The sequence below is a fragment of the Methylobacterium sp. J-001 genome (assembly GCF_022829565.1).
Taxonomy (GTDB): domain Bacteria; phylum Pseudomonadota; class Alphaproteobacteria; order Rhizobiales; family Beijerinckiaceae; genus Methylobacterium.
Genome location: NZ_JAKSYN010000227.1, coordinates 148234 through 173466 on the forward strand (window position 1 = coordinate 148234; position 25233 = coordinate 173466).

22 protein-coding genes and 1 pseudogene are annotated in these 25233 nt (G+C 67.1%); 4 read left to right on the forward strand and 19 right to left on the reverse strand.

Annotated features, from left to right (window positions below; all coding sequences use genetic code 11):
* Positions 1–76 precede the first annotated feature (76 nt).
* Both MKK65_RS30265 and MKK65_RS30270 read right to left on the reverse strand, forming a co-directional pair.
* Complete coding sequence (locus MKK65_RS30265; protein WP_243961896.1) at positions 77–2725, reverse strand: ABC transporter ATP-binding protein; 2649 nt, start codon at positions 2723–2725, stop codon at positions 77–79.
* A gap of 283 nt (positions 2726–3008) precedes the next feature.
* Positions 3009–3709, reverse strand: a pseudogene (locus MKK65_RS30270) (SDR family oxidoreductase).
* Positions 3710–4086: 377 nt separating this feature from the next.
* Here MKK65_RS30270 and typA point away from each other — a divergent pair.
* Complete coding sequence (typA, locus tag MKK65_RS30275; protein ID WP_058192610.1) at positions 4087–5913, forward strand: translational GTPase TypA; 1827 nt, start codon at positions 4087–4089, stop codon at positions 5911–5913.
* 451 nt (positions 5914–6364) lie between these two features.
* Here typA and MKK65_RS30285 read toward each other — a convergent pair whose 3' ends face one another.
* The 5 genes from MKK65_RS30285 to cysK all read right to left on the reverse strand — a co-directional run bounded on the left by MKK65_RS30285 (position 6365) and on the right by cysK (position 9160).
* Positions 6365–6517 (reverse strand): hypothetical protein, encoded by a 153-nt coding sequence (locus MKK65_RS30285; RefSeq protein ID WP_201025760.1) that lies wholly within the window; start codon positions 6515–6517, stop codon positions 6365–6367.
* Complete coding sequence (locus MKK65_RS30290) at positions 6514–6828, reverse strand: hypothetical protein (protein WP_243961900.1); 315 nt, start codon at positions 6826–6828, stop codon at positions 6514–6516. Before MKK65_RS30290 ends, MKK65_RS30285 begins: the two co-directional genes overlap by 4 nt.
* On the reverse strand, positions 6828–7166 hold the full coding sequence (locus tag MKK65_RS30295; RefSeq protein ID WP_243961902.1) for a hypothetical protein: 339 nt from the start codon (positions 7164–7166) through the stop codon (positions 6828–6830). Before MKK65_RS30295 ends, MKK65_RS30290 begins: the two co-directional genes overlap by 1 nt.
* Positions 7167–7285: 119 nt before the next feature.
* Positions 7286–7789 (reverse strand): hypothetical protein, encoded by a 504-nt coding sequence (locus MKK65_RS30300; protein ID WP_243961904.1) that lies wholly within the window; start codon positions 7787–7789, stop codon positions 7286–7288.
* A gap of 396 nt (positions 7790–8185) precedes the next feature.
* Positions 8186–9160 (reverse strand): cysteine synthase A, encoded by a 975-nt coding sequence (gene cysK / locus MKK65_RS30305; RefSeq protein WP_058192618.1) that lies wholly within the window; start codon positions 9158–9160, stop codon positions 8186–8188.
* A gap of 281 nt (positions 9161–9441) precedes the next feature.
* On the opposite strand from cysK, the gene MKK65_RS30310 reads away from it, so the two are divergent.
* The gene (locus MKK65_RS30310; protein ID WP_243961906.1) at positions 9442–10404 is read left to right on the forward strand and encodes a TAXI family TRAP transporter solute-binding subunit; all 963 of its coding nucleotides are present in this window, start codon (positions 9442–9444) and stop codon (positions 10402–10404) included.
* A 10-nt stretch (positions 10405–10414) separates the two neighbouring features.
* On the opposite strand, the gene MKK65_RS30315 is transcribed toward MKK65_RS30310, so the two are convergent.
* Positions 10415–10945, reverse strand: a complete 531-nt coding sequence (locus MKK65_RS30315; protein ID WP_243961908.1) for a GcrA family cell cycle regulator — start codon at positions 10943–10945, stop codon at positions 10415–10417.
* Positions 10946–11375: 430 nt separating this feature from the next.
* On the opposite strand from MKK65_RS30315, the gene MKK65_RS30320 reads away from it, so the two are divergent.
* The gene (locus tag MKK65_RS30320) at positions 11376–12563 is read left to right on the forward strand and encodes a patatin-like phospholipase family protein (RefSeq protein ID WP_243961909.1); all 1188 of its coding nucleotides are present in this window, start codon (positions 11376–11378) and stop codon (positions 12561–12563) included.
* A gap of 51 nt (positions 12564–12614) precedes the next feature.
* Here MKK65_RS30320 and MKK65_RS30325 read toward each other — a convergent pair whose 3' ends face one another.
* The 3 genes from MKK65_RS30325 to MKK65_RS30335 all read right to left on the reverse strand — a co-directional run bounded on the left by MKK65_RS30325 (position 12615) and on the right by MKK65_RS30335 (position 14877).
* On the reverse strand, positions 12615–12743 hold the full coding sequence (locus MKK65_RS30325) for a hypothetical protein (RefSeq protein ID WP_007561257.1): 129 nt from the start codon (positions 12741–12743) through the stop codon (positions 12615–12617).
* A gap of 84 nt (positions 12744–12827) precedes the next feature.
* Complete coding sequence (gene pyk / locus MKK65_RS30330; protein WP_243962057.1) at positions 12828–14240, reverse strand: pyruvate kinase; 1413 nt, start codon at positions 14238–14240, stop codon at positions 12828–12830.
* Between the two features lie 139 nt (positions 14241–14379).
* Entirely contained in the window at positions 14380–14877 is a 498-nt protein-coding gene (locus MKK65_RS30335) for an SRPBCC family protein (protein ID WP_243961910.1), read from the reverse strand.
* Between the two features lie 199 nt (positions 14878–15076).
* On the opposite strand from MKK65_RS30335, the gene MKK65_RS30340 reads away from it, so the two are divergent.
* Complete coding sequence (locus tag MKK65_RS30340) at positions 15077–16360, forward strand: lytic murein transglycosylase (protein WP_243961911.1); 1284 nt, start codon at positions 15077–15079, stop codon at positions 16358–16360.
* Here the strand turns inward: MKK65_RS30340 and MKK65_RS30345 are convergent, their stop codons facing one another.
* The 8 genes from MKK65_RS30345 to MKK65_RS30380 all read right to left on the reverse strand — a co-directional run bounded on the left by MKK65_RS30345 (position 16361) and on the right by MKK65_RS30380 (position 24989).
* Complete coding sequence (locus MKK65_RS30345; protein ID WP_243961912.1) at positions 16361–17149, reverse strand: aldolase; 789 nt, start codon at positions 17147–17149, stop codon at positions 16361–16363. It lies immediately after the preceding gene.
* Between the two features lie 103 nt (positions 17150–17252).
* Positions 17253–18269, reverse strand: coding sequence for a biotin-dependent carboxyltransferase family protein (locus MKK65_RS30350; RefSeq protein WP_243961913.1), 1017 nt, complete (start codon positions 18267–18269; stop codon positions 17253–17255).
* Entirely contained in the window at positions 18266–19003 is a 738-nt protein-coding gene (locus MKK65_RS30355; RefSeq protein WP_243961914.1) for a 5-oxoprolinase subunit B family protein, read from the reverse strand. The genes MKK65_RS30350 and MKK65_RS30355 overlap by 4 nt, the downstream gene beginning before the upstream one ends.
* Positions 19000–19761, reverse strand: a complete 762-nt coding sequence (locus MKK65_RS30360) for a 5-oxoprolinase subunit PxpA (protein WP_243961916.1) — start codon at positions 19759–19761, stop codon at positions 19000–19002. The genes MKK65_RS30355 and MKK65_RS30360 overlap by 4 nt, the downstream gene beginning before the upstream one ends.
* 184 nt (positions 19762–19945) lie before the next feature.
* Positions 19946–20329 (reverse strand): DCC1-like thiol-disulfide oxidoreductase family protein, encoded by a 384-nt coding sequence (locus tag MKK65_RS30365; protein WP_243961917.1) that lies wholly within the window; start codon positions 20327–20329, stop codon positions 19946–19948.
* Positions 20326–22008 (reverse strand): hypothetical protein, encoded by a 1683-nt coding sequence (locus MKK65_RS30370; RefSeq protein ID WP_243961918.1) that lies wholly within the window; start codon positions 22006–22008, stop codon positions 20326–20328. Before MKK65_RS30370 ends, MKK65_RS30365 begins: the two co-directional genes overlap by 4 nt.
* A 540-nt stretch (positions 22009–22548) precedes the next feature.
* Complete coding sequence (locus tag MKK65_RS30375) at positions 22549–23364, reverse strand: glycosyltransferase family 25 protein (RefSeq protein ID WP_243961919.1); 816 nt, start codon at positions 23362–23364, stop codon at positions 22549–22551.
* A 308-nt stretch (positions 23365–23672) separates the two neighbouring features.
* The gene (locus MKK65_RS30380; RefSeq protein ID WP_243961920.1) at positions 23673–24989 is read right to left on the reverse strand and encodes an O-antigen ligase family protein; all 1317 of its coding nucleotides are present in this window, start codon (positions 24987–24989) and stop codon (positions 23673–23675) included.
* Positions 24990–25233 lie beyond the last annotated feature (244 nt).

Sequence of the window (25233 nt, forward strand, 5' to 3'; positions counted from 1 at the left end):
TCCTGTGCCGGAGACCGGCGACACTGTAAACTGCGGAGCGATCCCGGTCGTGTCTCGCGACACTGGGCTTCCTGGATCACTCGGCAGCGTTGCGCAGGCGCGCCTCGGTGGGGCGAAGCGGCAATCGCTGAGGGAAGCGGGCAGCGTCGCCCTCACTGGATACGCTCGCCACAAGGCTGCTGCGAGGAAGCACTGCTCCCGTCACGTCGAGCAGCGTCTCTACGCCCCGCTCCAGCTGCTCGCTCACCCGATCCACCACCAGGATCTCCGGGTCGCGCAGCAGCGCCCGGCCCAGGCCGATCCGGACGCGCACGCGATCGGTGAGAAGCTGACCGCGATTGCCGACCTCTTTCTCCAGGCCGCGTCTCTGGATCTGGCGTTCCAACTCGAATTGGCGAAACACCGCGCGAGCCTCGCGCTGGATGATTTGCTCGCCATGCATCCGTGCCGTGTCGATACGGCCGAACAGCAGGTTGTCGAGGACGGTGCTGCGCGGATTGATCCGGTTGGGGTCGTACGATTCGATATCGCAACCGTCATGGCCGTGCATGAACGCCTGCACCACGCCGCGCGCCCCGACGATGCGGAGCTTGAGCGGCTGGTCAAGCAGGCCGAAGCGCATCCGCGGTTCGACATAGGCCAGGGCGAGCGCCAGGAACGCCACGCTGTCCGTCTCGTCCAAGCGGCCTTCCTCGGGCAGCCGGGCGAGCCGGCGCAGATATTCGGGTAGGGCGTCCGGGGTGATCAGTGAGAAGCGCCGGAACAGCGGATGGCCGGGTGGCACGTCGGCGAAGATATCCTTGAGGTTCTGGGCGATCGCCACGCCCATGCGGTCGAGATCGTCAAGCAGCTTCGCCCGCTCCAGCGCCTCCCGGAACAGCCTCACGCCAGCGAGCCGCCTCGGATCCATCAGGGTCGGGTCGCGGGGCACTCCGAACATCAAGTTCTCCGCCACCGTGGCCTGCGCGTTGTAGCTGCCCCGGGAGAACGGGATCACCAGGTCGGCCAGCCCGCTCTGGGCGAAATGCGTGCGCAGATGTTCCCGGGCGGCGATCATGCGCTGACCCGCCGGCGTATCGTGGACCACGGTGCTGAGGGCGCCGAGACCGAAGCGATACAGGTCGTCGCCGAGATCGAGGCGGAAGAGCAGGTCCAGCAGGCGTTCGTCGAGGTCCCGGGCGTCGCGGACGCCGAACCGGGCGTAGTCGATCCACGGGTCGTCGATGCTGTCGGCGGGGTTGCCGGTCTTCACCGCTTCGTTGATCCGCGACTTGCTCAGGTCGAGGCTCTTCGTACGCAGGGGTTTGATTCGTAGCCCGTAGAGCAGGTTGTCGCGCACCGTTCCGGGGAACAGGACCGGGTCGAGATCCGCGAAGGCGATGCGGCGGCTGCGGGCTGCGCGCGGCAGAGTCGACAGGTCATGGTCGCCGATCCGGATCGAGCCGCTGGTCGGAACCCGAAGGCCGGCCAGGGTTCGAGCGAATTCCTGAGCGATCGGTCCGGGCGGGACCAGGGCGAACTGCCCCGGCAGCGCGGCCTGGACATCGCCGATCTCGATCGGCAGGCCTCCCTGCGGGTCGCGCAGCGCCAGGACTTCGACGCGCAGCGGGCTGCCGAGCTTCGGCGGCGCTACCTGTTTCTCATGTTCCGCGGGCTGGAGGCGCTGCGGCCCGAAATGGGCTGCCACGGTCTCGTACTTCACCTCGACGTCGAGGCGCTGCTGATCCCAGTCGATCAGCTCCTTGAGCGGTGGCGGCAGGTCCCGATACGCGGCAAGAACCGCCACCAGCTGCCCGATATCGAGTTCGCCCTTGAGGGCGAACATGCCGCCGATGGCATAGAACAGGAACGGCGTGATCTGCGCGAGAAGGTTGTTGAGATACTTGACCGCGAATTTCCGCCGATAGATGCGCAGGCGTAGATCGTAGAGGCTGTAGAGCCGCCCGCCGATCTCGGCCCGCTCCCAGCGGCCCGTATCGTTCAGCGTCACCGCCGGCAGGCCGTCGAGGACCTCGGCGATCCGGCCGGCGAGGTTCCGCGAGGCGATCTGACGCTGGCGGCTGAGCAGGATGATCTGGCGGCGCAGCCGCGGGATCACGGTCATCTGCACCGCCACCATTCCGCCGGCCGCGAGGCCGAGCCACACGTTCTGCATCATGATGAAGGCCAGGGCGGTGGCCGCCTGGGTGCCGAGGAAGACCGGCACCACGATCGCATCGCCAATGAACGAGCCGATGGGCTCGACCTCGTCGCGGATGATCGTCGCGGTCTCGGAGGACTTCACCTCGCGCTGCGCCTCCGGGGTAAAGCGCAGCATCAGCGAGAATAGCTGGAAACGCAGCCGGCGCAGCATCCGTTCGCCGAGGATGCCCTTCTGCAGATTGATGTAGAACTTGAAGGCGCCGTTGATCAGAACGAGCGCGAGGAACAGCGTCGAAAGCCCGAGCAACAGCTCGAACCGATCGAACTGAAACCCTTCGAACAGTCGTGTCGTGCCGCCGCCCAGCAGCTCCGGCCATTGGATGGTCATGTCGAGGAAGGGCACGGTGGCCTCGCCATGGGCGAAAGCCTTGCCGGTTATGGCGTCGTTGACGATGCGTTTGGGCAGATCCAGCGACGCGAAGTAGAACGGCAGCGAGGCCAGGACCACGGCGCAGATCTTGAGCTGCTCGGCCTTGGAGTAGCGCCAGATGTAGGGAAAGAGCCGCGGCTCAAGCTCGCGCATCGGGAACGTCCGGCAAAGGTCTCTCCTGGCGAAAACGAGGCCGGCTCGGTGTGTGCCCACGCACAGATCTGAGCGAAAACGTCATCGAACGATGCAGTTCCATTGCGTAAGCTTGGCGGCGCCTGACGCGGTCCTGGCAGTCCCGTTGACGCGACCGTGCGATCCCGGGGCTCAACGGTCGTGTCATCGTGCCGTCATATAGGGCATGCCGGGCGTACGGCGGCACTATCCGATCACGGAATGCGGCGTTGCGCAGTTCACCATCGGGGCGTGGTGTGGCGGTTCAGAAGGAGCGGGTCAGGCCGCCATCGACGCGCAAGTTCTCACCGGTCATGTAGGCCGCGCCGTCCGAAGCGAGGAACGCGACTATGTCGGCGATCTCTTCGGCGCGGCCGTAGCGCCCCATCGGGACGCTCTGCCGGCGTTCCTCCGTGCCGGGCAAGCTGTCGATCGAGCCCAGCAGCACGTTGTTCATGCGGACATTGTCGGCAGCGTAAGGGGCGGCGAACAGCTTCGTGCAGGCCGCGAGCCCGGCTCGGAACACCGCCGAGGTCGGGACCATCGGGCTCGGCTCGAAGGCCCAGGCGGTGGAGATGTTGATGGCTGCACCGGCACGCTGCGCCTGCACGATCGGCGTCACCAGACGCACCGATCGCACGACGTTTATGAGATAGGTGTCCAGGCCCGCGTGCCATTGCGCGTCCGTGATGTCGAGTAACGGTCCCCGGGGGCCATGTCCGGCGCAGTTGACCAGAACATCGACCCGGCCCCAGCGGGCCATCGCTCCATCGACCAGACGCCGCAGGTCTTCCGTGGACTGGTTCGAACCGGTCGTGCCGAACCCGCCCAGTTCCTGACCGAGTGCCTCTCCTTGCCGGACGACGACAGGATTCCGATCGCGAACCCGACCGCCGCGAGCTTCCGGGCGGCCGCCGCGCCCATGCCGCTGCCCCCCGCCGTCACGAGGGCGACTTTGTCGTTCATCGCCAACCGCTCCGCTTTTCCGGCTGTCTCACCGCCCAACAGCAGGTGGAGGGGCGGCGAATCGCCACCGCCGGCACATCACGATGGTCTTCGGCACCCGAGCGGCGATGAGCAGCAGGCATTCCGGCAGACGCCGCGATCCAAGGCGGCACGGGAGAGCGGATTACCGTCGCTCGAAGCCCAGAATTTCCTGGCACCACGTGTAGTTTAGCGGGGGATGCCCCGCGCAACGGTACACCGGCATGCGTGCGACGGCCTTGCGGGCGGACGCGCGGGCTTATATTGCGACGCAACCACCACGACTCCGTACCTCACCCGGCGCGGACGGCCGCGCCGCGCGGCCGCCAGGGAGCCGGCACAACCCGTTTCGGGCCGCCATGAATCTGCGCAACATCGCCATCATTGCCCACGTCGACCACGGCAAGACGACGCTCGTCGACAAGCTGCTGGCCCAGTCCGGCACCTTCCGCGAGAATCAGCGGGTCGAGGAGCGGGCGATGGACTCCAACGACCTGGAGAAGGAGCGTGGCATCACGATCCTGGCCAAGGCGACCTCGGTCGTTTGGGAGGACACCCGCGTCAACATCGTCGACACCCCCGGCCACGCCGATTTCGGCGGTGAGGTCGAGCGCATCCTGTCGATGGTCGACGGCGTGATCGTGCTGGTGGATGCCGCCGAGGGGCCGATGCCCCAAACCAAGTTCGTGGTCGGCAAGGCTCTTAAGATCGGCCTGAGGCCGATCGTAGCGATCAACAAGGTCGATCGCCCGGATGCGCGCATCAACGAGGTCGTGAACGAGGTGTTCGACCTGTTCGCGGCGCTCGACGCCACCGACGAGCAGCTCGACTTTCCCATCCTCTACGGCTCCGGCCGGAACGGCTGGATGGCCGATAGCCCCGAGGCCGATCCGTCGGTGGGTCTGAAGCCGCTGTTCGAGCTCGTGCTCAAGCACGTGCCGCCGGCCAAGGTCGAAGAAGGCCCGTTCCGGATGCTCGGCACGCTGCTCGAGGCCAACCCGTTCCTGGGCCGGATCATCACGGGCCGCATCGCGTCGGGCACCGTGAAGCCGAACCAGCAGATCAAGGTGCTGTCGCGGGACGGCAAGGTGGTCGAGACCGGTCGCGTGTCGAAGATCCTCGCCTTCCGGGGCCTGGAGCGCGCGCCGATCGACATCGGTGAGGCGGGCGACATCGTCTCCATCGCCGGCCTGATCAAGGGCACCGTGGCCGATACCTTCTGCGACCCGCAGGTGGATACGCCGATCCAGGCCCAGCCGATCGATCCCCCGACCGTGACCATGTCGTTCATCGTCAACGACTCCCCGCTCGCCGGCACCGAGGGTGACAAGGTCACCAGCCGGATGATCCGCGACCGCCTGTTCAAGGAGGGCGAGGGCAACGTCACGCTCAAGATCGAGGAAGCGGCCGACAAGGATTCCTTCTACGTTTCCGGTCGTGGTGAATTGCAGCTCGCCATCCTGATCGAGACCATGCGTCGCGAGGGCTTCGAGATTGCGGTTTCTCGTCCGCGCGTCGTCTACGAGAAGGACGAGAATGGCGAACTCCTCGAGCCGATCGAAGAGGTCGTGATCGACGTCGACGAGGAGCATTCCGGCGTCGTCGTCCAGAAGATGTCGGAGCGCAAAGCCGAGATGCTGGAGATGCGGCCTTCGGGCGGCGATCGCTTGCGCCTCGTGTTCCACGCCCCCACCCGTGGCCTGATCGGCTATCAGGGCGAGCTGCTCACCGACACCCGCGGCACCGCGATCATGAACCGCCTGTTCAAGGCCTACGAGCCGTTCAAGGGCGAGATCGCCGGCCGCCGCAACGGCGTGCTGATCTCCAATGACAAGGGCGAGGCCGTGGCCTACGCCATGTGGAACCTCGAAGACCGCGGCCCGATGATGATCGAGCCCGGCTGGAAGGTCTATCAAGGCATGATCATCGGCGAGCACAACCGCGAGAACGATCTCGAGGTGAACGTCCTCAAGGGTAAGAAACTTACCAACATCCGCACCACCTCGAAGGACGAAGCCGTGCGGCTGACGCCTCCGATCCGGATGACTCTGGAGCGCTCGCTCGCCTGGATCCAGGACGACGAACTGGTCGAGGTCACACCGAAGTCGATTCGGCTCCGCAAGACCGTCCTCGATCCCAACGACCGCAAGCGCGTCGAGCGTTCGTCGAAGGACACCGCCGCCTGAGATGAATACCGGGCAACCGGGCGCTCAGGCCCGGTTGCCGTCGAGGACGTTATTCTGATCCTCGGTTGACCCGTTAGGCCCTCCCACCGAGCCCCTTGGCTTTGCGGCGAGGCTCAACCGGGCTGCATGAAAACCCGTGATTCAAATGCCTGTCGCCTTGAACGCCAACCGGCCGGCTCGCTCGGCCGCATCTCCCTACGTCGTGGGCCAGGACGGCGAGGGCCATTGGGTCGCCTTCGAGACCGGCGGCAGGGCAGGGGGGATATTTCGCACGTGCCGGGATGCGATCCGCTACGCTTGCGTCGAGACCGGCTGCCGACCAGACGAGGTCGCACTGGCTGTTGAGCCGATCCGCTTCCGATTGTCCTGATCCGATTGCGCTGGGCGGTTGTAACCCCGGACTGACCTTGGGGCGTCTGCCCCAAGGTCAGAGGCCAGTGAGACAAAGCCCTTAGCTTCCGCCGGGATCGGTCTCGTCATTCTGGGTCTTGTCGCCCTGCGGACCCATGCCGGGCTTGCCGTCGGTCTTCTCGTTCGGGTCCATCACCGCATCAGGCGCGACGTTGGCCGGCTTCTCGGGTTTCGGCTCTTCACGCTCGCTCACGTCTTGTCCTCCCGCTCGACCCGATAGTGTCCGTCGGCGACCTTCTGGTCGGCGGACGGGCCGCGCGATGCCTTCTGGTCCGAATGGCCGCCCGATGAGCCGCCGACCACAGGCGGGGAGCGTCCGGCCTCACCGGATTGGCCCCAGCCCTCCTTGGACTCGGTCTTGGCCGCCTCGCCTGAACCCATATCGGTGATCGCCGCCTGCTCGGGGGTCTGGTGACCGCCACCCGCCGGGTGCTCGCCCTTGGAGCCGACCGTATCGTCGGGCTTGCGGGTGACAGTTCCGGAATCGCTGGTGAGCCTACCCATCAACGCTTCCCATCATCCTGACCCACCGCCGCGGTGGCGCGGTCGATCGCTTCGCCCATGCTTGAGCCCTTATCCGGAGTCTTGCCAAACTCGCCCTGAAGCTTCTTCAGGTTCTCGGGCGGGGTCTCAGCCTCGGTGGCGTCGGTGGCGTCCGAGCCCGGAGTACCGGAGGCGATCCGCGCTGCTTGGGCGTCGCCCGCCGGATCCCGCTTCAGGTCGGCCTGCGTGTTGGCCGCAACGCCAACATCGAGCGGCGAATCCTGGCCGAGATCCTGGCCATTCCGGTCGGCATTGGCATTGAAGTCCTTCAACGTCGGCCGTGTTGTCTGCTCTGCCATGGCTCCTGCCTCTCCTATGTCGCGCTGTGGCGGGACAACGGGGGCGGGAGACCAGGGTTGCGTGGCAGCCGGTGATCACCCTCGGCACGGCTGGTTCGTGCGGGATGATTGAGACCGCGTCAGGGGCCAACGATCCGAGGTGCGAGACGCTGCACCAGGGCCCGCACCGACTCCTCGGCGTGCCAGCGGCTGTCAGCCTTGGCCTGGATCGTGAGCAGGTCACCGTCGCGCAGGATCACCGCCGTCGATCCCGCACCATTCCCGAATGCATAGACCGTGAGCCACCCGATCGCCGGGCTCACGGGGAGAGTCGAAAGGCGGCAATCGGGGTTCTGCTTGATGCAAAGTGATTCGAGCTTCGCGAAGGTTGTCTCCCCGGATCGCACACGCTTCTCGGTCCCATCGGTCAGGCGTCCGAGCCGGATATCCACCACCGGCGAACCTGTGCAGGAGGCGCAGGTCATCGTGAGGTTCAATGGGGTCGCCTGTATCGAGGCTTTGGTATCGATCGCGATCCGGGCCTGGTCCACTACGCTCGTGAGGTCGTGGCTCGCGAAGCCCTGCACTTGGGCCTGCGCAGCCAGCGTGAGGAAGAAGCCGAGGAGAACGAGAAGCCAGCGCATGCGGAAATGTCCGTCCGATCCCGGATCGTCGGCGGGACGACGACCCAGGAAGCAGATGACCGATGCGCGAAGGTTTTCCAAGTCTTGCGTCCAGCCGTGCCGTTACGCGGAGCGCAGATCGGGGTTGATGCTGAAAGACTATAGCTAAAAAAGCAGAAAATTCGTTGCTTATAAAGCAAATTATGCCATGATCAAATCTGAATATTAAAGACTTCAACTATAAAAAGCTATACTTAGCCAATCGTCGGGTCGGGCGAATACGATACGACCTCGAAGCGACAGCAGGATTGTACTGCTGTCGCTTCGTCACCGAAGCCGCGCCGGCTTTAAGAATACCGGCGCGATTCGATCGGGCGGCAACGGTTAAAGAGGTGGCGCCGCCGCGATCGATCGATGCTAGCCGATTCCGTCGAACAGGGCCGACGAGATGTAGCGCTCGGCGAACGAACAGGCGATCGTCACGATCCGCTTGCCCTGGAATTCCGGCCGCTTGGCCAGTTCCAGCGCCGCCGCGACGTTGCCGCCCGTCGAGATGCCGCCCGGGATGCCTTCCAAGCGGGCCAGAGCCCGAGCGGTCTCGAAGGCGGTGTCGTTGGAGACCTTCAGCACGCCGTCCAGGATGTCCGTGTGTAGATTCCCGGGGATGAAGCCCGCGCCGATGCCCTGGATCTTGTGCGGCCCAGGCTGGCCACCGGAGATCACCGGAGAATCCACCGGCTCGACCGCGAAGACCTTGAGGTTCGGAAGACGCGGCTTCAGCACCTCACCGACGCCGGTCACGGTGCCGCCGGTGCCGACGCCGGCCACGAAGGCATCGAGCTGGCCGCCGGTGTCGCTCCAGATTTCTTCCGCGGTGGTCTTGCGGTGGATCTCGGGATTGGCCGGGTTCGAGAATTGCTGCGGCATCACCGAGCCCGGGATCTCCTTCAGGAGTTCCTCGGCCTTGGCGATGGCGCCCTTCATGCCCTGCGCGCCGGGGGTGAGCGCCAGCTCGGCGCCCAGGAAGGCCAGCATCTTGCGGCGTTCCAGGGACATCGTCTCGGGCATCACCAGGATCAACCGGTAGCCGCGCGCCGCGGCCACGAAGGCCAGCGCGATGCCGGTGTTGCCGGAGGTCGGCTCGACCAACGTGCCGCCGGGCTGGAGCTTGCCCGCAGCCTCAAGGGCATCGATCATGTTGACGCCGATGCGGTCCTTCACGCTGGCGATCGGGTTGAAGAACTCAAGCTTCAGCAGGATCTCGGCATCGACACCGTGCTCCTTGGGCAGGCGATTGAGGCGCACCAGCGGGGTGTTGCCGATGGTCTCGGTGATCGAGCCGTAGACACGGCCGTGGCCGACCTTCGCCGGCGCGTTAAGGGAATCGGCCATCGCGGAACTCCTGCAGATCTCGGGTCGGACAGATGTCGGGGCCGGACGGTCGAGGCCAAGGGGAAGCCTTGGCCGGCCGGCGGACGAGAGGCTGCGATATCGCGTCGCCGAAGCCCAGGCAATCGGGCTAAGTGTCCTGTACGAAAGTTCTTTTTACACGCCGACAGGAATATTGCTCATTGTGAAACAAGGTAACTGACACGACGCTGTTTTGTGGAATATCGTTCTCGCGCCCGGTGGAGGTGTGTAGCTGGTGCCTGATCACCGACGAGGGCTCTTCGATGAAACGCCGTCCATTCGGTGCCGCCGGTCCGACTCGCCGCGCCGCTTTGCTGGCCGCCCTCAGCCTCGTCTGCGCTCGGTCCGCCCATGCCGCGGGACCGACGCGTATCACCCTCGCCACCGCGACCCCTGGCGGCGGCTTCCCGGCCTTCGGGGATGCCTTCGCGGCAGCGATCCGGGCGGCGGATCCTGATCTCGCCGTCGAGACCCAGGCCAGCGGCGGCTCGGCGGAGAATGTCAGGCTTCTGCGGGCCGGCCGCGTTGATCTCGCACTCGTCCAGGGGGAGTACGCCTACCCGGCCCTGGCCGACGCGGGCGGTCTGACAGTCTTGACGCCGATGTATCCGACGCCCGGCTTGTTCGCCGTCCCCGCGGCAAGCCCGATCCGCACCGTGGAAGACTTGCGCGGGCGGCCGGTGGTGCTGGGAACGCACAATTCCGGCCTTACCCTGATGGGCCGCAGCGCACTTAAAGCCTCGGGGCTCGATCCCGAGCGGGACATCCGCCCGGTCCTGCTCGACAGGGCCGGGGATGGGCCATCCATGGTGCTGGATGGCCGCGCCGATGCGCTCTGGGGCGGCGGCCTTGCCTGGCCGGGCTTCTTCGCGATGGCGCAGGCGCCGGGCGGCGCACGGTTCTTCGGTCCGTCAGAGGCCGGCATCGCGCAGCTCGCACAGGCGGGAGGCGCCCTTCAGCGCCTGACCGTGCCGCCCGGTAGCTTCCTTGGTCAGTCCGCGAAAATAGAGACCGTGGGTTCCTGGAGTCTCGTTATCGCGCGGCCGGGCTTCGAGTCCGACGTGGCCTATCGGCTCGTCCGCGCCCTGGCTCGGGCCGACATGGCTATGCGCCATCCGCAGGGTGCGGATGGCCGGCCTGAGAACCTTTCGGGACTCGTTCCGGCGACGCAGATCAATCCCGGGACGCTGCGCTACCTCGGCGAGACCGGTATTCTGGTACGCTGATGCCGAATGCCTAGCGGAACGAGGCGACGCGGCGGTCGCGCTTGCGCTCCGCGGCCGGCTGATAGGCGATCTCGGCATGGTGGGTGCAGTAGGGCAGCCCGGTGATCGAACGGGCACCGCAGAACCGGAATTCTGGCGTGGTCGGATCACCGAGCGGCCAGCGGCACATGGATTCCCGCAGGTCCATGATTGTAACGCGCTGCGAGACCGACAGCGCCACGGGCTCTGAAGCCGCCGGGGCGGGCGTCGGAAAGACGGGCGCGGGGCGATGCGACAGGATCGCCACCGGCTCGGGCGCCTGGGTCTCGACCACCGCGATGGCGGTCTCGATCTCGACGACCTTGGTTGCCTGGGGTGCGACCGGAGCCTCCTCGCCACCCCGGGCGCGACCGCCCAGGCCGAGACGATGCACCTTGCCGATCACCGCATTGCGCGTCACGCCGCCGAGTTGCGCGGCGATCTTGCTTGCGCTCTGCCCGTCTTCCCACAGCCGGCGCAGGAGCGCCACGCGATCATCCGTCCAGCTCAGGCCCGCTTCCATAATCCCCCTCCGCCCCTGCGGCCCGCGCGCTCTACCGGGTGACGGTGCGCGTTCCAGGTCGCTGAAGCCCCTCCCGGCCGTATTGCCGGTGCGGACCGCACCCGTGCGCGTCACCCATGCGCGTTGGATGCCGCACCGCGTGCGACACCCTGTCTCGCCAGGCCACGGCAGGACCCTAGCGCGCCGCTCGCGACGCTTGCAAGGGCGGCTCCCGGACGGTGACCGACCCTGTCCACCGGCAATGGGCGGTTCGCCTGGGAAGGTGGTTACTGTCGGCTCCGCGGGCACCGCGCATCCTGCCGGCCGTGTCGCCCGCGTCACAGGCCGACGCAATCGCACCGAATGCCCCCCATCGCCGGAACGCGGTCACGGCCAAGCTGCTTTCGTGTGGCAAAAGGGGTGGGCGTTGCTGTTATCCAGGGTGAGGACGATGGGGTACCGTCAGGGGGGGCTGCGCGCGCTGGTCGCGCTGGGGCTGGCCGGTCAGGTTGCGGCCTGCGGCAGCGTCCCGCGCACCGCCTACACCGCCGAGCAGGCGGCTTTCGCCAGCGTGCCCGGGATCCCCGGGGCGCGGGTCTACGCCGACGCGTCGGTCGACACGATCGCGGAACTCGCCGGCAATCCGCAGCGCCGCTCGGCCGGCTTCAACTATCTGGCTTTGTCGGGCGGTGGCGGCGATGGCGCCTACGGGGCCGGCGTGCTGAATGGCTGGACGGCGTCCGGCACCCGCCCGGAATTCACCCTCGTCTCGGGCGTGTCGACCGGCGCGCTGATCGCGCCCTTCGCCTTCCTGGGCCCGGCCTACGATCCGTACCTCACCGAGTTCTACACCAGCGGCGTCGCCGGCGAGCTGGTCAACTCGCCCAATATCGCCAACGTCCTGTTCGGCTCCGGCCTGTTCGGGGACGGGCGCCTGCGCAACCTGATCGGCCGCTACGTCACCCCGGAACTGCTTACCGCCATCGCGGAGGAGCACGCCAAGGGCCGTCGCCTCATGGTGGTGACGACCAACCTCGATTCGCAGCGCGCCGTGATCTGGAACATGGGCGTCATCGCGTCGAGCGGCGCGCCGAACGCCCTGGATCTGTTCCGTGACGTGCTGGCTGCCTCGGCCAGCATCCCGGCGGTGTTCCCCCCGCAGATGATCGACGTGGCGGCCGCCGACACACGCTTCCAGGAGATGCATGTGGACGGCTCAGTGGTCACCCCCGTTTTCACCCTCCCGCAGACGCTGCTGCTGCGCGACGGAAAGATCCGCACGGGCGGCAAGGCCAACATCTACGTGGTGATCAACGGCCGGCTGGAACCGGATTTCGAGGTGACGAAGGACAATACCCTGTCGATCGTCGAGCGCTCGTTCACGACCGCAAGCCGCGCCCGCTCGCGTGCAACGCTGTCGGCCACCTACGCGCTCGCGCGCTCCAACGGGATGGGCTTCAACCTGACCTATATCGACGAGAACGGCCCGAAAGCCTCCGCCTCCAAGGGCTTCGATACGGGGTACATGCGGGCCCTTTACCAGGAAGGCCTGGAAAAGGGGCGAACGGGCACCTTCTGGCAGCACACTGTTCCAGCATCGCCGACGCTCAAGCAGACGGCGAACGCAGTCGCGAATTGAAGGCGTCGGATATGCGCCGCGCCCCGGACGGGGGCGCGGCGCTCGGGTCAGTTACTTGCCAAGGATCTTGGTGACCAGGCGGCCGATCGGCGTCGCGGTGCTGGCATTCCGGTCGTCGCGGTCGATGGGGCGGTTCTCGTTGCCGAGAAGCTTGGTGACGATGCGTCCGATCAGGCTCATGGGACTCTCCGCGCATTTGCGCCAAAACGGCGCAGCTTGCCCATCAACGGACGACGCGACGGGGGCGTTCCCCCGGCTTCAGCATCAGACCTGCATCAGCCGGATATTGTTGGTGTTCCCCGCGGCGTGGAACGGGATGCCGGCGGTGACGACGATGATGTCGTTGGGCTTGGCGAAGCCTTCGTCCTGCACATGGTGGCAGGCCTTGGCCGTCATTTCCTCATAGGAATCGACATCATCGGTGTGCACGCTGTGGGCACCCCAGAGCAAGCATAGGCGTCGGGAAGTGGCGAGGCTCGGGGTCAGAGCCAAGATCGACGCGGCGGGGCGCTTGCGCGCCACCCGGGCAGCCGTCGTCCCGCTGGACGTATAGGTGACGATCGCGGCGGCGTGGACGGCCTCGGCCAGATCGGCGGTGGCGGTGGCGACGGCGTGGGGCGGCGTCTCCTCCTCGCCGGGCTCGGAGGCCGCGACGATCGAGTGATAGAGCTTGTGGCTCTCCACGCTGCGGATGATCCGGTCCATCATCGATACGGCCTCGACCGGATATTTCCCGGTGGCCGATTCCGCCGACAGCATGACGGCATCGGCGCCGTCATAGATTGCGGTGGCGACGTCGGATGCCTCCGCTCGCGTCGGCGCCGGCGCGTTGACCATCGAATCCAGCATTTGCGTCGCGACGATCACCGGCTTGACGGCAAGCCGGCACGCGCGAATCAACTCCTTCTGCCGGCCGGGCACGTCCTCGTGCGGGATCTCCACACCGAGATCGCCGCGGGCGACCATCACGGCATCCGAAAGCCGGATGATATCGTCGATCCGCTCCAGCGCCTGCGGCTTCTCGATCTTCGACATGATGCCGGCACGGTCGCCGATGAGCCCGCGCGCCTCGATCAGGTCAGACGGTTTCTGGACGAAGGACAGGGCGACCCAATCGACGCCGAGCTCCAGCCCGAAGGCGAGGTCGGCCCGGTCCTTCTCGGTCAACGGCGACAAGTCAAGCAGCGTGCCCGGCAGGTTCACGCCCTTCCGGTTCGAGATCGGGCCGCCGGTTACGACCTCGGCGGTGAAGGCGGCGCGCTCGGGCCCGACGACCCGCACCCGCACCCGCCCGTCGTCGATCAGGAGTTCCTGGCCCGGCACCACCGCCGCGAAGATTTCCGGGTGGTGGAGCGGAATCGCCTGCTTGTCGCCTTCGGACCCGTCCAGCACGAAGCGGATCGTCTCGCCGGGGACGAGATCCTGGCGTCCACCCTGCAGCGTTCCAATACGGATTTTCGGACCCTGCAGATCCTGCAGGATACCGATCGGCCGGCCGACCTCCCGCTCCAGGACGCGGATCGCCGCGTGGACCTTGGCGTGGTCCTCCTGCACCCCGTGGCTGAAGTTCAGCCGGAAGGTGTCGACCCCGGCGAGGAACAGGGCATGCAGTTGATCGGGCGCTGAGCTTGCGGGACCGACCGTGGCAACGATCTTGGCGTGGCGATGACGGCGCATGCGAGACTCTGCCATGAACAGGACCTCCGGGAATCAGCAGGCCGATCGAGCCCGCGGACGCCCCCCACATTGGTAAGGATGGAGCCCGAAGCGAGCTTTTTCTGCGGGATGCGTGCCCTGCGTCGTCCGACCCTGCCGCTTACTTGGCGACTTCACGGGCGATGCCGGCGAGGCCCATATCGTAGACGCCCGTGATGTCCTTGAGGGCCTCGGCGTCGCTCATGCCCTCGGCGTCGAAGGTCGCGGTCCAGACCACCGTGGAGCCCGTGCCGTTCGGGCGGACCGCCAGCGTGGCGTTATAGGCGCGTACCGGCAGCGGGCCCTGAACGAAGCTGTAGCTGTAGGTCATGGCCGCCTCGTCGCGGGCAGTCTCGACCTCGACGATGGTGCCGAGACCGCCCTTCGCCACGAGACCCCGGATCTGCGCCCGGATGCCGTCATCGTCGTCCTCGCGCGACAGGATGCAGCGCTCGACCTGTGGGTGCCACAGCCCGATGGCGCAGAAATCGCCGATCAGCGCCCAGACCGCCGCGGGCGGCGCCGGGATGTCCCGGCTGCGGGTGACTTCCAGGGCACAAGCCGGACCGGCGATGAACAGGGCTGCGATGCCGGGCGCGGCACGGGCGGATCGCTTCACGATGGGGCCTCCGCGGGATGTCGCAGGACGGAAATAGGGCGCCTGTTGGAGGAAACCCATCCGGGTCCCCGCGGCCGATCCCTGGAAACCGCCGGGCTCGAACGGTAAGACGGCCGGGTCGATCGCTCGGCCGCTCGCTATAACGATGCAGCGCGCTTCGACCGGAAATCGCATGTCAAACTTTGAGCCGGAGACGCCGATGGACGATCGCATCATGTCGGCTTCCCCATCGAGGCACGGCAGGCATACGGTGTTTCGCGCCCTCGGACTCGGGATCGCGGCCCTGGCACTGGCTCCGGCGCTGGCTGTGGCGGCGACCGACACGGCTCCTCCCTCCTTCGAGACCTGCCGCACCGATCTGATCGCCTGGGCGGCCGCGCACGACGTGCCGCAGGCCGTCGCGCAGGCGCAGCTGGGGGGCCTGGAGCCTGACCCGGACGTGCTGGCTGCGACCCGGAACCAGGGCGAGTTCGTCCGGCCGATCTGGGACTATATCGAGGCCAGCGTCACGCCGGCCCGGATCGAGGCGGGACAGCGCAAGCTCACTGAACTGGCGACGCCGCTCGCGGCGATCGAGACGAAGTACGGCGTCGATCGCTACACCCTGGTCGCCTTCTGGGGCGTCGAATCCACCTACGGCACCGTGCTCGACAACCTATCGGTGGTGAAGCCGGTGGTGCGCTCGCTCGCGACCTTGAGCTGCGGTGATCCCACCCGGGCGGCCTACTGGCGCGACGAGTTGACCGCCGCCCTGCAGATCCTCGCCCGCGACGAGGCGCCCCTCGACAAGATGCCCGGCGGCCTGACCGGCTCCTGGGCCGGCGCTATGGGCCATACCCAGTTCATGCCCACCGTCTACCAGCAGCACGCGGTGGATTTCGACGGCGACGGCAAGCGGGACATCTGGACCTCGGCTACCGACGCGCTCGCCTCGACGGCGAATTACCTGCGTGCTCATGGCTGGCGGTCCGGCGAAGGCTGGGGCTACGAGGTCGTGCTCCCGGAGACGTTCGACGCCGCACTCGCCGACGAGACGACACCGCGCAGTCTCGCGGCTTGGCGGGACCTCGGCGTGAAGCCCGCCCATGACCGTGCGATCGCGGATGAGTCTGCGCAGGCGACCCTGATCCTTCCGGCGGGAATCCGCGGCCCCGCCTTCCTGCTCCGACCGAACTTCGCGGTGATCCTGCGCTACAACACCGCGCTCGCCTACGCGCTGACGGTGGCGCTGCTCTCGGACCGCCTGCGCGGCGATCCGGGTCTGTCGCGCGACTGGCCGCGGGGCGACCGCGCCCTTACCGGGGACGAGCGCCGCGATCTCCAGAGCCGGCTGACCGAGCGCGGCTACGCCACCGGCGGCGTCGACGGGAAGATCGGCCCGAAGACCCGGGCGGCCCTGCGCGCCTATCAGGGTTCGCAGGGGCTACCCGCTGACGGCTATGCCGATCCCGCTCTGCTGGAGCGGATCCGGGCGGCGCCGTGATCAGGCTAGGAAGGCCGGCTCGTCCCTTGCGAGCACGCGCTTGACGCTTTCCAGATGCAGCCGCGCGCTTTCTGCACGTCCGGCGGCCTCCTGAGCGGCGACGTGCTTGACGATCTCCTCGGGCACGACCTTCAGGGCGCGCCCCGTGCTCATGGCGAGCACCTGGGCCTGCGCGGCGCGCTCGAGGTAATAGAGGTCGTCCCAGGCCTCCGCGATGGTCTCGCCCAGAACCATCACGCCGTGGTTCTTCAAGAAGACCACGTCGGCGTCGCCGGCGCTCCGGGCGATCCGCTCGCCCTCCCGGGAATCCAGCGCCAGCCCGTTGTAATCCTCGTCCACGGCGATGCGGCCGTAGAAGCGCAGGGCGGTCTGCCCGGCCCAGAGCAGCGGCTGCCCTTCGAGCATGGCGAGCGCCGTGGCGTAGGGCATGTGGGTGTGGAACGCGGCCCGAGCGTTCGGCTTCAGTCGGTGCAGTTCGGCATGGATGTGGAACGCCGTCGCCTCCGGCTGGCCGTCGCCCTCGACGACGTTGCCGTGGAAGTCGCACAGGAGCAGGCTCGATGCGGTCACCTCGGCGAAGGCCAAGCCATAGGGATTGACCAGGAACAGGTCCGGCCGGTCCGGCAGCACCGCCGAGAAGTGGTTGCAGATGCCTTCTTCGAGGCCATTGCGCGCGGCCCAGCGCAGGCAGGCGGCCAGGTCGACGCGGGCGCGTCGGACGCTGTCCGCATTCAGGGGCTCGTTGCTGCGCAGGGGCGGCGTGCCCGAAGCGGTGACGGCGTGCGCCATGCAGGAAGGCTTTCTCTCGGTTCGAATCTCGGCCACCGGAATCGGGTGGCCCGGCATCTTACGCGGTCGCGCGGCGGGGCGGACCACCCCTGGACGTACGCTCTCAGCTGCGCCCATCGGTGACGCCGTCGACAAGATTGAGCCCGAGCAGGAAATCCGATGCGAAATTCGTGCGTACCACGGGATCGCGCGGCACCGGATCCCGCAGCGCATCACGGTCGGCCCGGCGCGCCGCCACCGCCTCGGCCAGGCTGACGCTCCGGAACGACAGCTGGGTGCCCCCCTGCGCCTGGGCGAGGCGCCCGAGATCGGGACCGATCACGGTGGCGATCTTCGGGTAGCCGCCGGTGGATTGCCGATCGGCCATCAGGATGATCGGAAGACCATTGCCGGGTACCTGTATCGCGCCCATCGCGACACCGTCGGAGACGATGTCGTGGCCCTTGGCGTGCTTGAGCGGCGTCCCGTCCAGGAAGCACGCCATCCGGTCGCCGCGGGGCGAGACCGTCCAGGGGCCGGCCAGGAAGGCGTGGATCTGGTCGGGGGCGAAATAATCGCCCTGCGGGCCCAGAACGACCCGGACTTCTGTTGGGTCTCGATCGAGCCAGGGCGCGATCAGCCGGTGGGGCGAGACCTCACCGGGGCGGGCTTCGGCCACCGGGAGGCGATCGCCGGCGGCGAGCCCGCGCCCGTCGAGACCGCCGAGGCCGGACCGGGTGTGGGTCGCCGTCGATCCGAGGACCGGTGCCACGTCGATGCGGCCCTGCACGGCCACATAGCCCCAGGCGCCGGAGGGGCCCGCGCGAACCGTCAGCGTCCGGCCGGGCTCCAAGGTCAGCGCGACCGAGTCAGGCAGGGCGGCCCCGTCGAGGGTGATCCGGAAGCTGCGCGAGACCATCGCGATCCCGAGTGGGCTGCCCTCGGCCGTGAGCGTGAGGCCGCCGGTGGAGACCTCGATGGCGGTGGCGTCGAGGGGATTGCCCGCCGCCCGGTTGGCGGTGGCGTGCATCAACGGGTCCATCGGGCCCGCGGCGGTGATGCCGTAGCGCAGGTAGCCGTGCCGGCCGCCATCCTGCAGGGTGATTCCCGGGCCGGCGGCCTCCACGACAAGGGCGGTCATGGGACGGCCTCTCCGCGCCGGGCCACGCGCTCGCCGGCCGCCTCGCGGGCGTCGAGGGTATCGAAGGTCGCGCAATCCACCGGCTCGAAGCGGATCAGGTCGCCGGCGCTGATAAAGAAGCTCTCTTCGCGCTCCGGGGCGTAGAGCCGGGCCGGGGTCGCGCCGATCACGTACCACCCGGTCGGCATCGGCACCGTCGCCACCGCGGCGAGGCCGCCGCCGATCACCACGGCGTTGCGCGGATGCGGCGGCCGGGGGCTCGCGCGCCGCGGCACCGCCAGGGTCTTGGGCAGGCCACCGAGATAGGCGAAGCCCGGGGCGAAGCCGTACATGTAGACCCGGTAGGTCGCCCCGGCATGGGTCGCCACCACGGCGTCGTGCGACAGGCCGGTGCGCTCGGCGACCTGGGCGATGTCCTCGCCGTGAGGCTGGTCGTAGCAGCAGGGCAGGGTCCAGAGGGTCGGCGTGCCGGCGCGCGCCACGGCGCCCGCGACCAACGCCCGGACCCGCTCCGCCAGCGCCTCCCGGTCGAGCACCAGCGGATCGTAATGGAGCATCAGGGAGCGGTAGGTCGGAACGCGCTCGCGCAGGCCCTTGGGCGGATCGGCGCCGAGGGCATCGTCGAGGGCCAGGACCCGGTCGCTGATCGCCGGATCGACGACGCTGCCGAACTCCACCACCAGGGCCGCCTCACCGGAATCGAGGAGCCGGGGCTCGTCCTCACTCCCGCTCATGGCCGGAACGGTGCCAGCGTCACGCCGGCCCCCTCCAGCCGGGCGCGCACCGCCCGAGCCGTGGCGAACGCGTGGGCGGAATCGCCGTGGACGCAGATCGAGCGGATCGGGGTCGGCAGCGCCTTGCCCGAGGCGGTGAGGATCGCGCCGCCCTCGACCATGCGCAGCACGCGTTCTGCGGCCGCATCGGCCTCGGTGATCAGGGCGCCGGGCTGGTTGCGCGGGATCAGCTGGCCGGCTTCGGTGTAGCCGCGATCGGCGAAGATCTCCTGGTGGACCTCCAGGCCGCAGGCCTCGCCGGCCGCCACTTGCGCGGTGAGCGCGATGGCGAGCAGCGCCAGGTCGCGGTCGACCGCCCGGACGGCCTTCGCGATGGCATCGGCGACCGCGCGATCTTCGGCGGCGAGGTTGGCAAGCGCGCCGTGGGCTTTCACATAGGTGATCCGGTGGCCGGCATAGGCGGCGAGCGCCTGGGCGGCGCCGACCTGATAGGCCACCAGCCGCTCGATCTCGGGCGGCGTGAACGGCATGCGCCGCCGTCCGAAGCCCCAGAGATCCGGAAACCCCGGATGGGCGCCCACCGCCACGCCGCGTTCCTTCGCCAAGGCGAAGGTGCTGGCCATGATCTCGGGATCGCCCGCATGCAGGCCGCAGGCGACGTTGGCGGAGGTGACGATGCCGAGGATCGCTGCATCGTCGCCGCAGGCATAGGCGCCGTAGCCCTCGCCGAGATCGGAGTTCAGGTCCACGCTGGCCAACGGGCTCGTCCCCTTCCTGCTGCGCAACGGCCCGACAGAGCAGGCGGCGCGCATCGCGACCGGATCTGCTCCTTCCACACCCGCGACGGTCAGAAGTCGAGAGCGCCATGGCGATGGCAGGGTGGACATGGGATCGGGAGCAAGGTCGATGCCGGATGGGTCTTTTTCGGATCGTCGGCCCGCGTTACGCCTGCGCGATGAGCTTGCGGCCCAGCAGGGCAAGGGTCGCGCGCCGGCCGAGCTTCATCACCGGATAGAGCAGGCGGGCGCGGGACGGGTCGCGCAGGAGCCGAGCGAGGGTTCGTCCGACAACGCCCCGATCCTCGCTGAGGGTCGAGAGCAGGACCAGGGCATCCGGGCCGTAATACAGGGTCTGTCCGTGCCGCACGACCATGCCGTTGTTGAGGTCATAGCCCCGTCGGGCGAGCTCCGCGACGATGGGGCCGCCCGCGCGGGCATCGACGAGCACCACGCTGCCGACCGACCGGCGCAGGGCCATCAGGCGGACGTAGTTGCTGCAGAACGGGCATTCGCCGTCGTAGACGACGGTGAGGGCGTGGTCGGTCATGGCTTCAAATCGATCCGATGCTCGGCTTCCGAGACCAGCCGCCGGACCGGCACGCCGTCCTGCAGGCTGAGGCAGACGGATTCACGCCGGTAGATGTAGGCGACGATGTCGTGCAGAGGCACGCCGTCGAAGCTCGCCCCGTGCTGGTGCGGAACGAAGAAGTGATGCGGGTAGAAGGCGTGGGGAAACGCCCCCAGCGTGTCGACGATCCGGCTGACCAGCCGGTGATAGCCACGGATATAGGCATCGACCGCGGGCCGGTTGATCTCGTTCTTGGCGAGATCCTGCCCGGCGCCGTCCCGGGTCGTCAAAACCGGCACGTCGCAGGTCAGCGAGGCCAGCACCTTGCGGTAGACCTGTGTGCCGCCGTTCGGGTTATCGAGGGCGAAGGCGGTCTCGGCATCCGGCGAGCCGTAGGCCATGTGGGCGAAGGGATACGAGTAGAACGTGAAGAAGTTCGTCGGGACGTAGTGTCGGCCGCCGTCCTTATCGACCGCCAGGACGTACATCTTGTTGTTGGCTGCGGTGTCGTACCAGCCGAGCCGGGCCTGGGTCATGAAGCTGTTGTCGGTCAGGATGAACAGTACCGAGAACAGCCCGATGACGAGCGGCGGCTTCTGATAGTGCCGGCTCACCACCACGGCGCCGATCGCCAGGTTCAGCAGGATCCACGGGGCGAAATTCGCCCCCATGACGACCACGATGGACAGATGCATCGCGTCGAAGCCGAGCAGCAGGACCACGAGCCAGCGCCGCGGCATCAGGATGCCCACCAGTGCCGCCCCCTGTCCCAGCAGGATCAGTGCATTCGTCACCGGCCCGGCATGGCTCAGGATCGCCCGCATGCCATCCACCAGCCAGGATGAACTCGCGTAGAAGACGTGATTGTTGTCGAGGCCGACACTGAAGAGCTTTCCGGGGTCGTTGCCCATAAGCCAGGAGGTCGGGCCGGCATCCAGCGTCACCTTGGCCAGGAAGGACGAGTAGTAGTTTCCCAGGTGGATGCTGATCGCCGCGGCGATCAGGATTTTGGCGAACAGCGCGCAAGCCGTTGCCATGTCGCTCTTCGTCGAACCGCTCACGCTTGGCCGGGCGCTCAGGCGCTCGGTCAGCGCAAGGACGGCAAGACCGGCCAGCAGGCAGGCGCCGACCTCGGCGAGCGGCAGGACATCGATGATGTGTCCGTGCCAGAGCCCCGTCACCCGCATGACGGCATGCTTGCTCCAGACCAGATAGGCCGCCCCCACGACGCCGAGCGACGGCCAGCGCAGGCACAGGATCCCGGAGGCGACGGCTGCGACCCACAGGACGACGATGGCCCACAGCGTCGCCATCACCTTGAAGCCGTGCTCGACGACCGGGAAGAGCGGGTAGTGGACGAGGGCATAAGCCCCCGAGATCACGCCGATCAGCTGCAGCAGCCGGACCGCGGCTTTGTCGAAGGGCGCATAGGTCCGTCGCACCATCGCGGCGGCGAGCAGCAGCGGCGGAACGATGCCGTAGACGTTATTCCGCTCTTCGATGACCCGGAACAGCTTGATCACCATCAGCAGAGCGATGGTCTGCGCCAGCACGATGAGATACGGCCGCGCCACCGCGAAGAAGATCGGGCCAGCCAGCCAGGATGCCCGGAGCGAGAAGGTCGCGTTCGGACCGGTGGTTGAGAACGAGCGGATCATCGTCAGTCTTCGCTGCCTCAGGATCGTGGCGGGCGCAGCGGCAGCGCGGCGGCCGGGTGGCTCTGGATGCGTCGTTTCAACGGGACCGCCGGTGCGACCACGATTCCTCCGCGCTTCGACAGCCAAACTGTCACGGTTCGATCCCGGTCCATGGTTAAAGACGACGGAACCCGGCTACGCCTTTCGGTTGCGGTTTGGGGTTACGTGCAGGCTCACAGCGTGGCACGTCAGATGGAACGGCCTCCGCCTCGGCACGAAAAAAAGCCCAGTCTCAGTCACCCGCACTCGACGAATGGGCTCCGCGGTGTTTGCAGGTGCAAAGCTCCAAATCTCGAACGCGTGCAGCGTTTGCGAACTGAGATACGGATCTGCAGCGCACGATACCGGAAGCGACTTTGCGGTGCTGTCCCTGTCGTGACGCGAAGGGTCTCGGCTGGCGTTCGGGGAATGTTGGACTGATTGATCGAAGATGATCGCGTCGATGGACGTGTGGACGTCGCGTCGTTACATCAACGAATGCCTAGATCTCATGGATCTCAGTTATTGCGGCGATAGGTTCGCGTAGGGCGAGACTTCGTCCACCAGCACCGTATTCCCCGTCATGCGTGCGGTCAGGAACCTGCGTCTGGCCGCAAGCAGGGGTTGGAGCAGACGGCTCCCTTTCATGACACTGCCGATCTTCGATCCGGACGGAAAGATCGTGGATTCGAACGGCTTGAGCGAGACCGGGTTCGGCGACATCACCCGTGCCCGCGTGAAAGCCCTGCGCTCGTAAAAATATCCCCAGTTGTCAGCGGCGGCCACCACGGGCTGGTTCGCCTTCAGGATGCCTTCCGCTGCCTGCCGGGTGATCACGTATGCGGCCGTCGTGCCGAGACCGCCCATGCTCATGGGCAGACACAACCGGTAATCGCCAATCGAGTCGGCGTTCACGGTACTGAAGGCGGCGCGATACTGCGGACGATTGTAGAGCAGGACCACGTCGCCTCGGCGCAGCGTTGCCTCGACCCGGATGAGAATGTCGTGAATATCGGGCGGCAGCACTGCGTCGTCTTCGACGATCAGCGCCCAGGGCAGATTGCGGGCGACCACGGCCTCGTAGGCGGCCAAGTGCGACAGCGCGCAGCCGACCTGTCCGGCGCTCAGATCGGACCCGGGCGATGCGTCCCGACCCGCCACCGCCCCGTCGATGCCGATGATCTCGAAATCAGGACCCCAGATCGTCTGGAGATGCCGTGTAATATAGGCATGTCTCTCACGGAACCGCGGGATGGATATTGCAATGCAGCACATGGTACGGACCTTTGCTGCCCGATATTGCGCAAAAAGCGAGAGTTTTACAATTAATTTGCGCATCCGAATTCAGTAGTCGCCGTACGTCCAAATTGCGAGCCTTGCGCCTCTCGGCATGCGGGTGCCAAAAACACGAAACCTAAGTTACGGAGGTCGCAGGTCAAGATTTATCTTAAAGTTTTCGTCTTTAATTCGATCGATAAATAAAATTGGTCTCACACATAAAGATCTCGTCACCGACCGGACGTGAAACGATACTGATAAGCCGTCCGTGGCCTTCAGCAGTTCCGATTTTCTTTCCGATTCGAGCGTCGTGGCGATTGTCGTCCCCGGCGATGCGCCCGCAATCCTGCGCCCACCCCGATCGTCCGTCAGCCGGTCTGCCGCGGCCGGAGAAGCGGCAGGCTCGCTGCCAGCAGGAGCTGATGCAGCCCATGATTCACGAAGAGCGGGCATTCGAAGCCGACGAGGAGGCTGGTCTGGGTCAGGAACAGGATCGGCCAAGCCTCGATGTAGCCCGGCGCGCGCGCGAAATGCTGGACCACCCGGCGGGCCGTATCCAGCATCACGCCCGTGAAGACGATGAGGCCGAGAATCCCGAACGCGACCGCGACGTCGATGAAGTTGTTGTGAAAGAACCAGAGCTTCTGCTGGGTGGTGAAGTGCAGGTACGGCGCGGTCGTAATCGGGCTTTCCCAATAGGCCTTGTAGCCGATGCCGATGACGGGTTCCCGCCAGAACTGATCGATACCGAACTGCCAGAGGATCGTGCGGCCGGTCAGCGTCGTGTCCTTGCCGAGATCGGAGAGGAGACGGGCCGACAGGTCTGCACCGTAGGTCGCGGCGACCAGGATGCCGATCCCGGCAAGCGCGATCGCGAAACCCAAGCAGACGCCCGTGACCAGGTTGCCCTGGCGCCACGCAATGATCACGCTGAGCGGCGCGAGTCCCAGAGCTCCGGCCACCAGGGCCGTGGCGGAATGGGAGGAGGCGAGGAGCGCCAGCGCTCCCAGGAAGGCCGCCCCCGTCAGGGCCCGCTGCCAGCCCTGAAGGAAGAGGCAGGCGGCACAGAGAAGCTGGAGGCTCATCAAACCCCCAAGCACGTTCTTGTGTGAATAGACCCCCGACCATTCCCCGCTGAGTCCGCGGGTCAGTCCAGGCGCGGCCACGCCCAACACGACCGACAGGATTTGTCCGCCCAGGAGCCCCAGGAAGACGATCCGGACGATACCCGACAATCCCATCGTGGCCCGCAGGGCGATTCCGGCCACGATCGTGGCGAGCAGCTGGACGCCGTGATAAACCGAGATGCCGGGGGTCAGGGACCAGGTTGCCGACAGGATCGCGAGCGCCGGCCAGAGCAGGATGATCGGCCGACTTCCGAACAGCGTGCTGCCGAGATCGCGCCGCAGGACCAGGAAGGCGAGGGCGGCCAGATCGGCTCCGAGCCAGACCAGCTTTTCGAGTCCGGGCAGCTTCACCTGCTCGCCGCTCACCGGCGCCAGCATGATCAGCAGGATCCAGGGGATCGCGGACAGCCCGAGGCGCGGTAGCGCGATGGTGCGGTGTCGACGAACGCCGGAACGACCAAGCGGCCAGCCGGCGACCGAACCCTCGTCGCCGGGCTGAAGCCAGGCCAGCTCGGGATCCCTGGGTCCGAAGGCTGCCAGATCTCGACGCACCGCCATCGCACCCCGTCCCAGACTTCCCCGACGCCGGCTCTGCCAGATCCCAGTCAGCGAAGTCTCGAGCCAGGCTCCACCTGCTCATCCCGATCGCCGCGAGGCTGGCAAAGCTGCCGTCCGGACGTGAACACAGACCAGAGCCGCCGCCCGTCCGATTCCGCCAAACGAGGTAGGCCGGGGGGATCGGCCAGTCCCAGGCCGCAATTGGGCAGGGCGTCGAAACCGCGAGACCGATGACACGCCGACC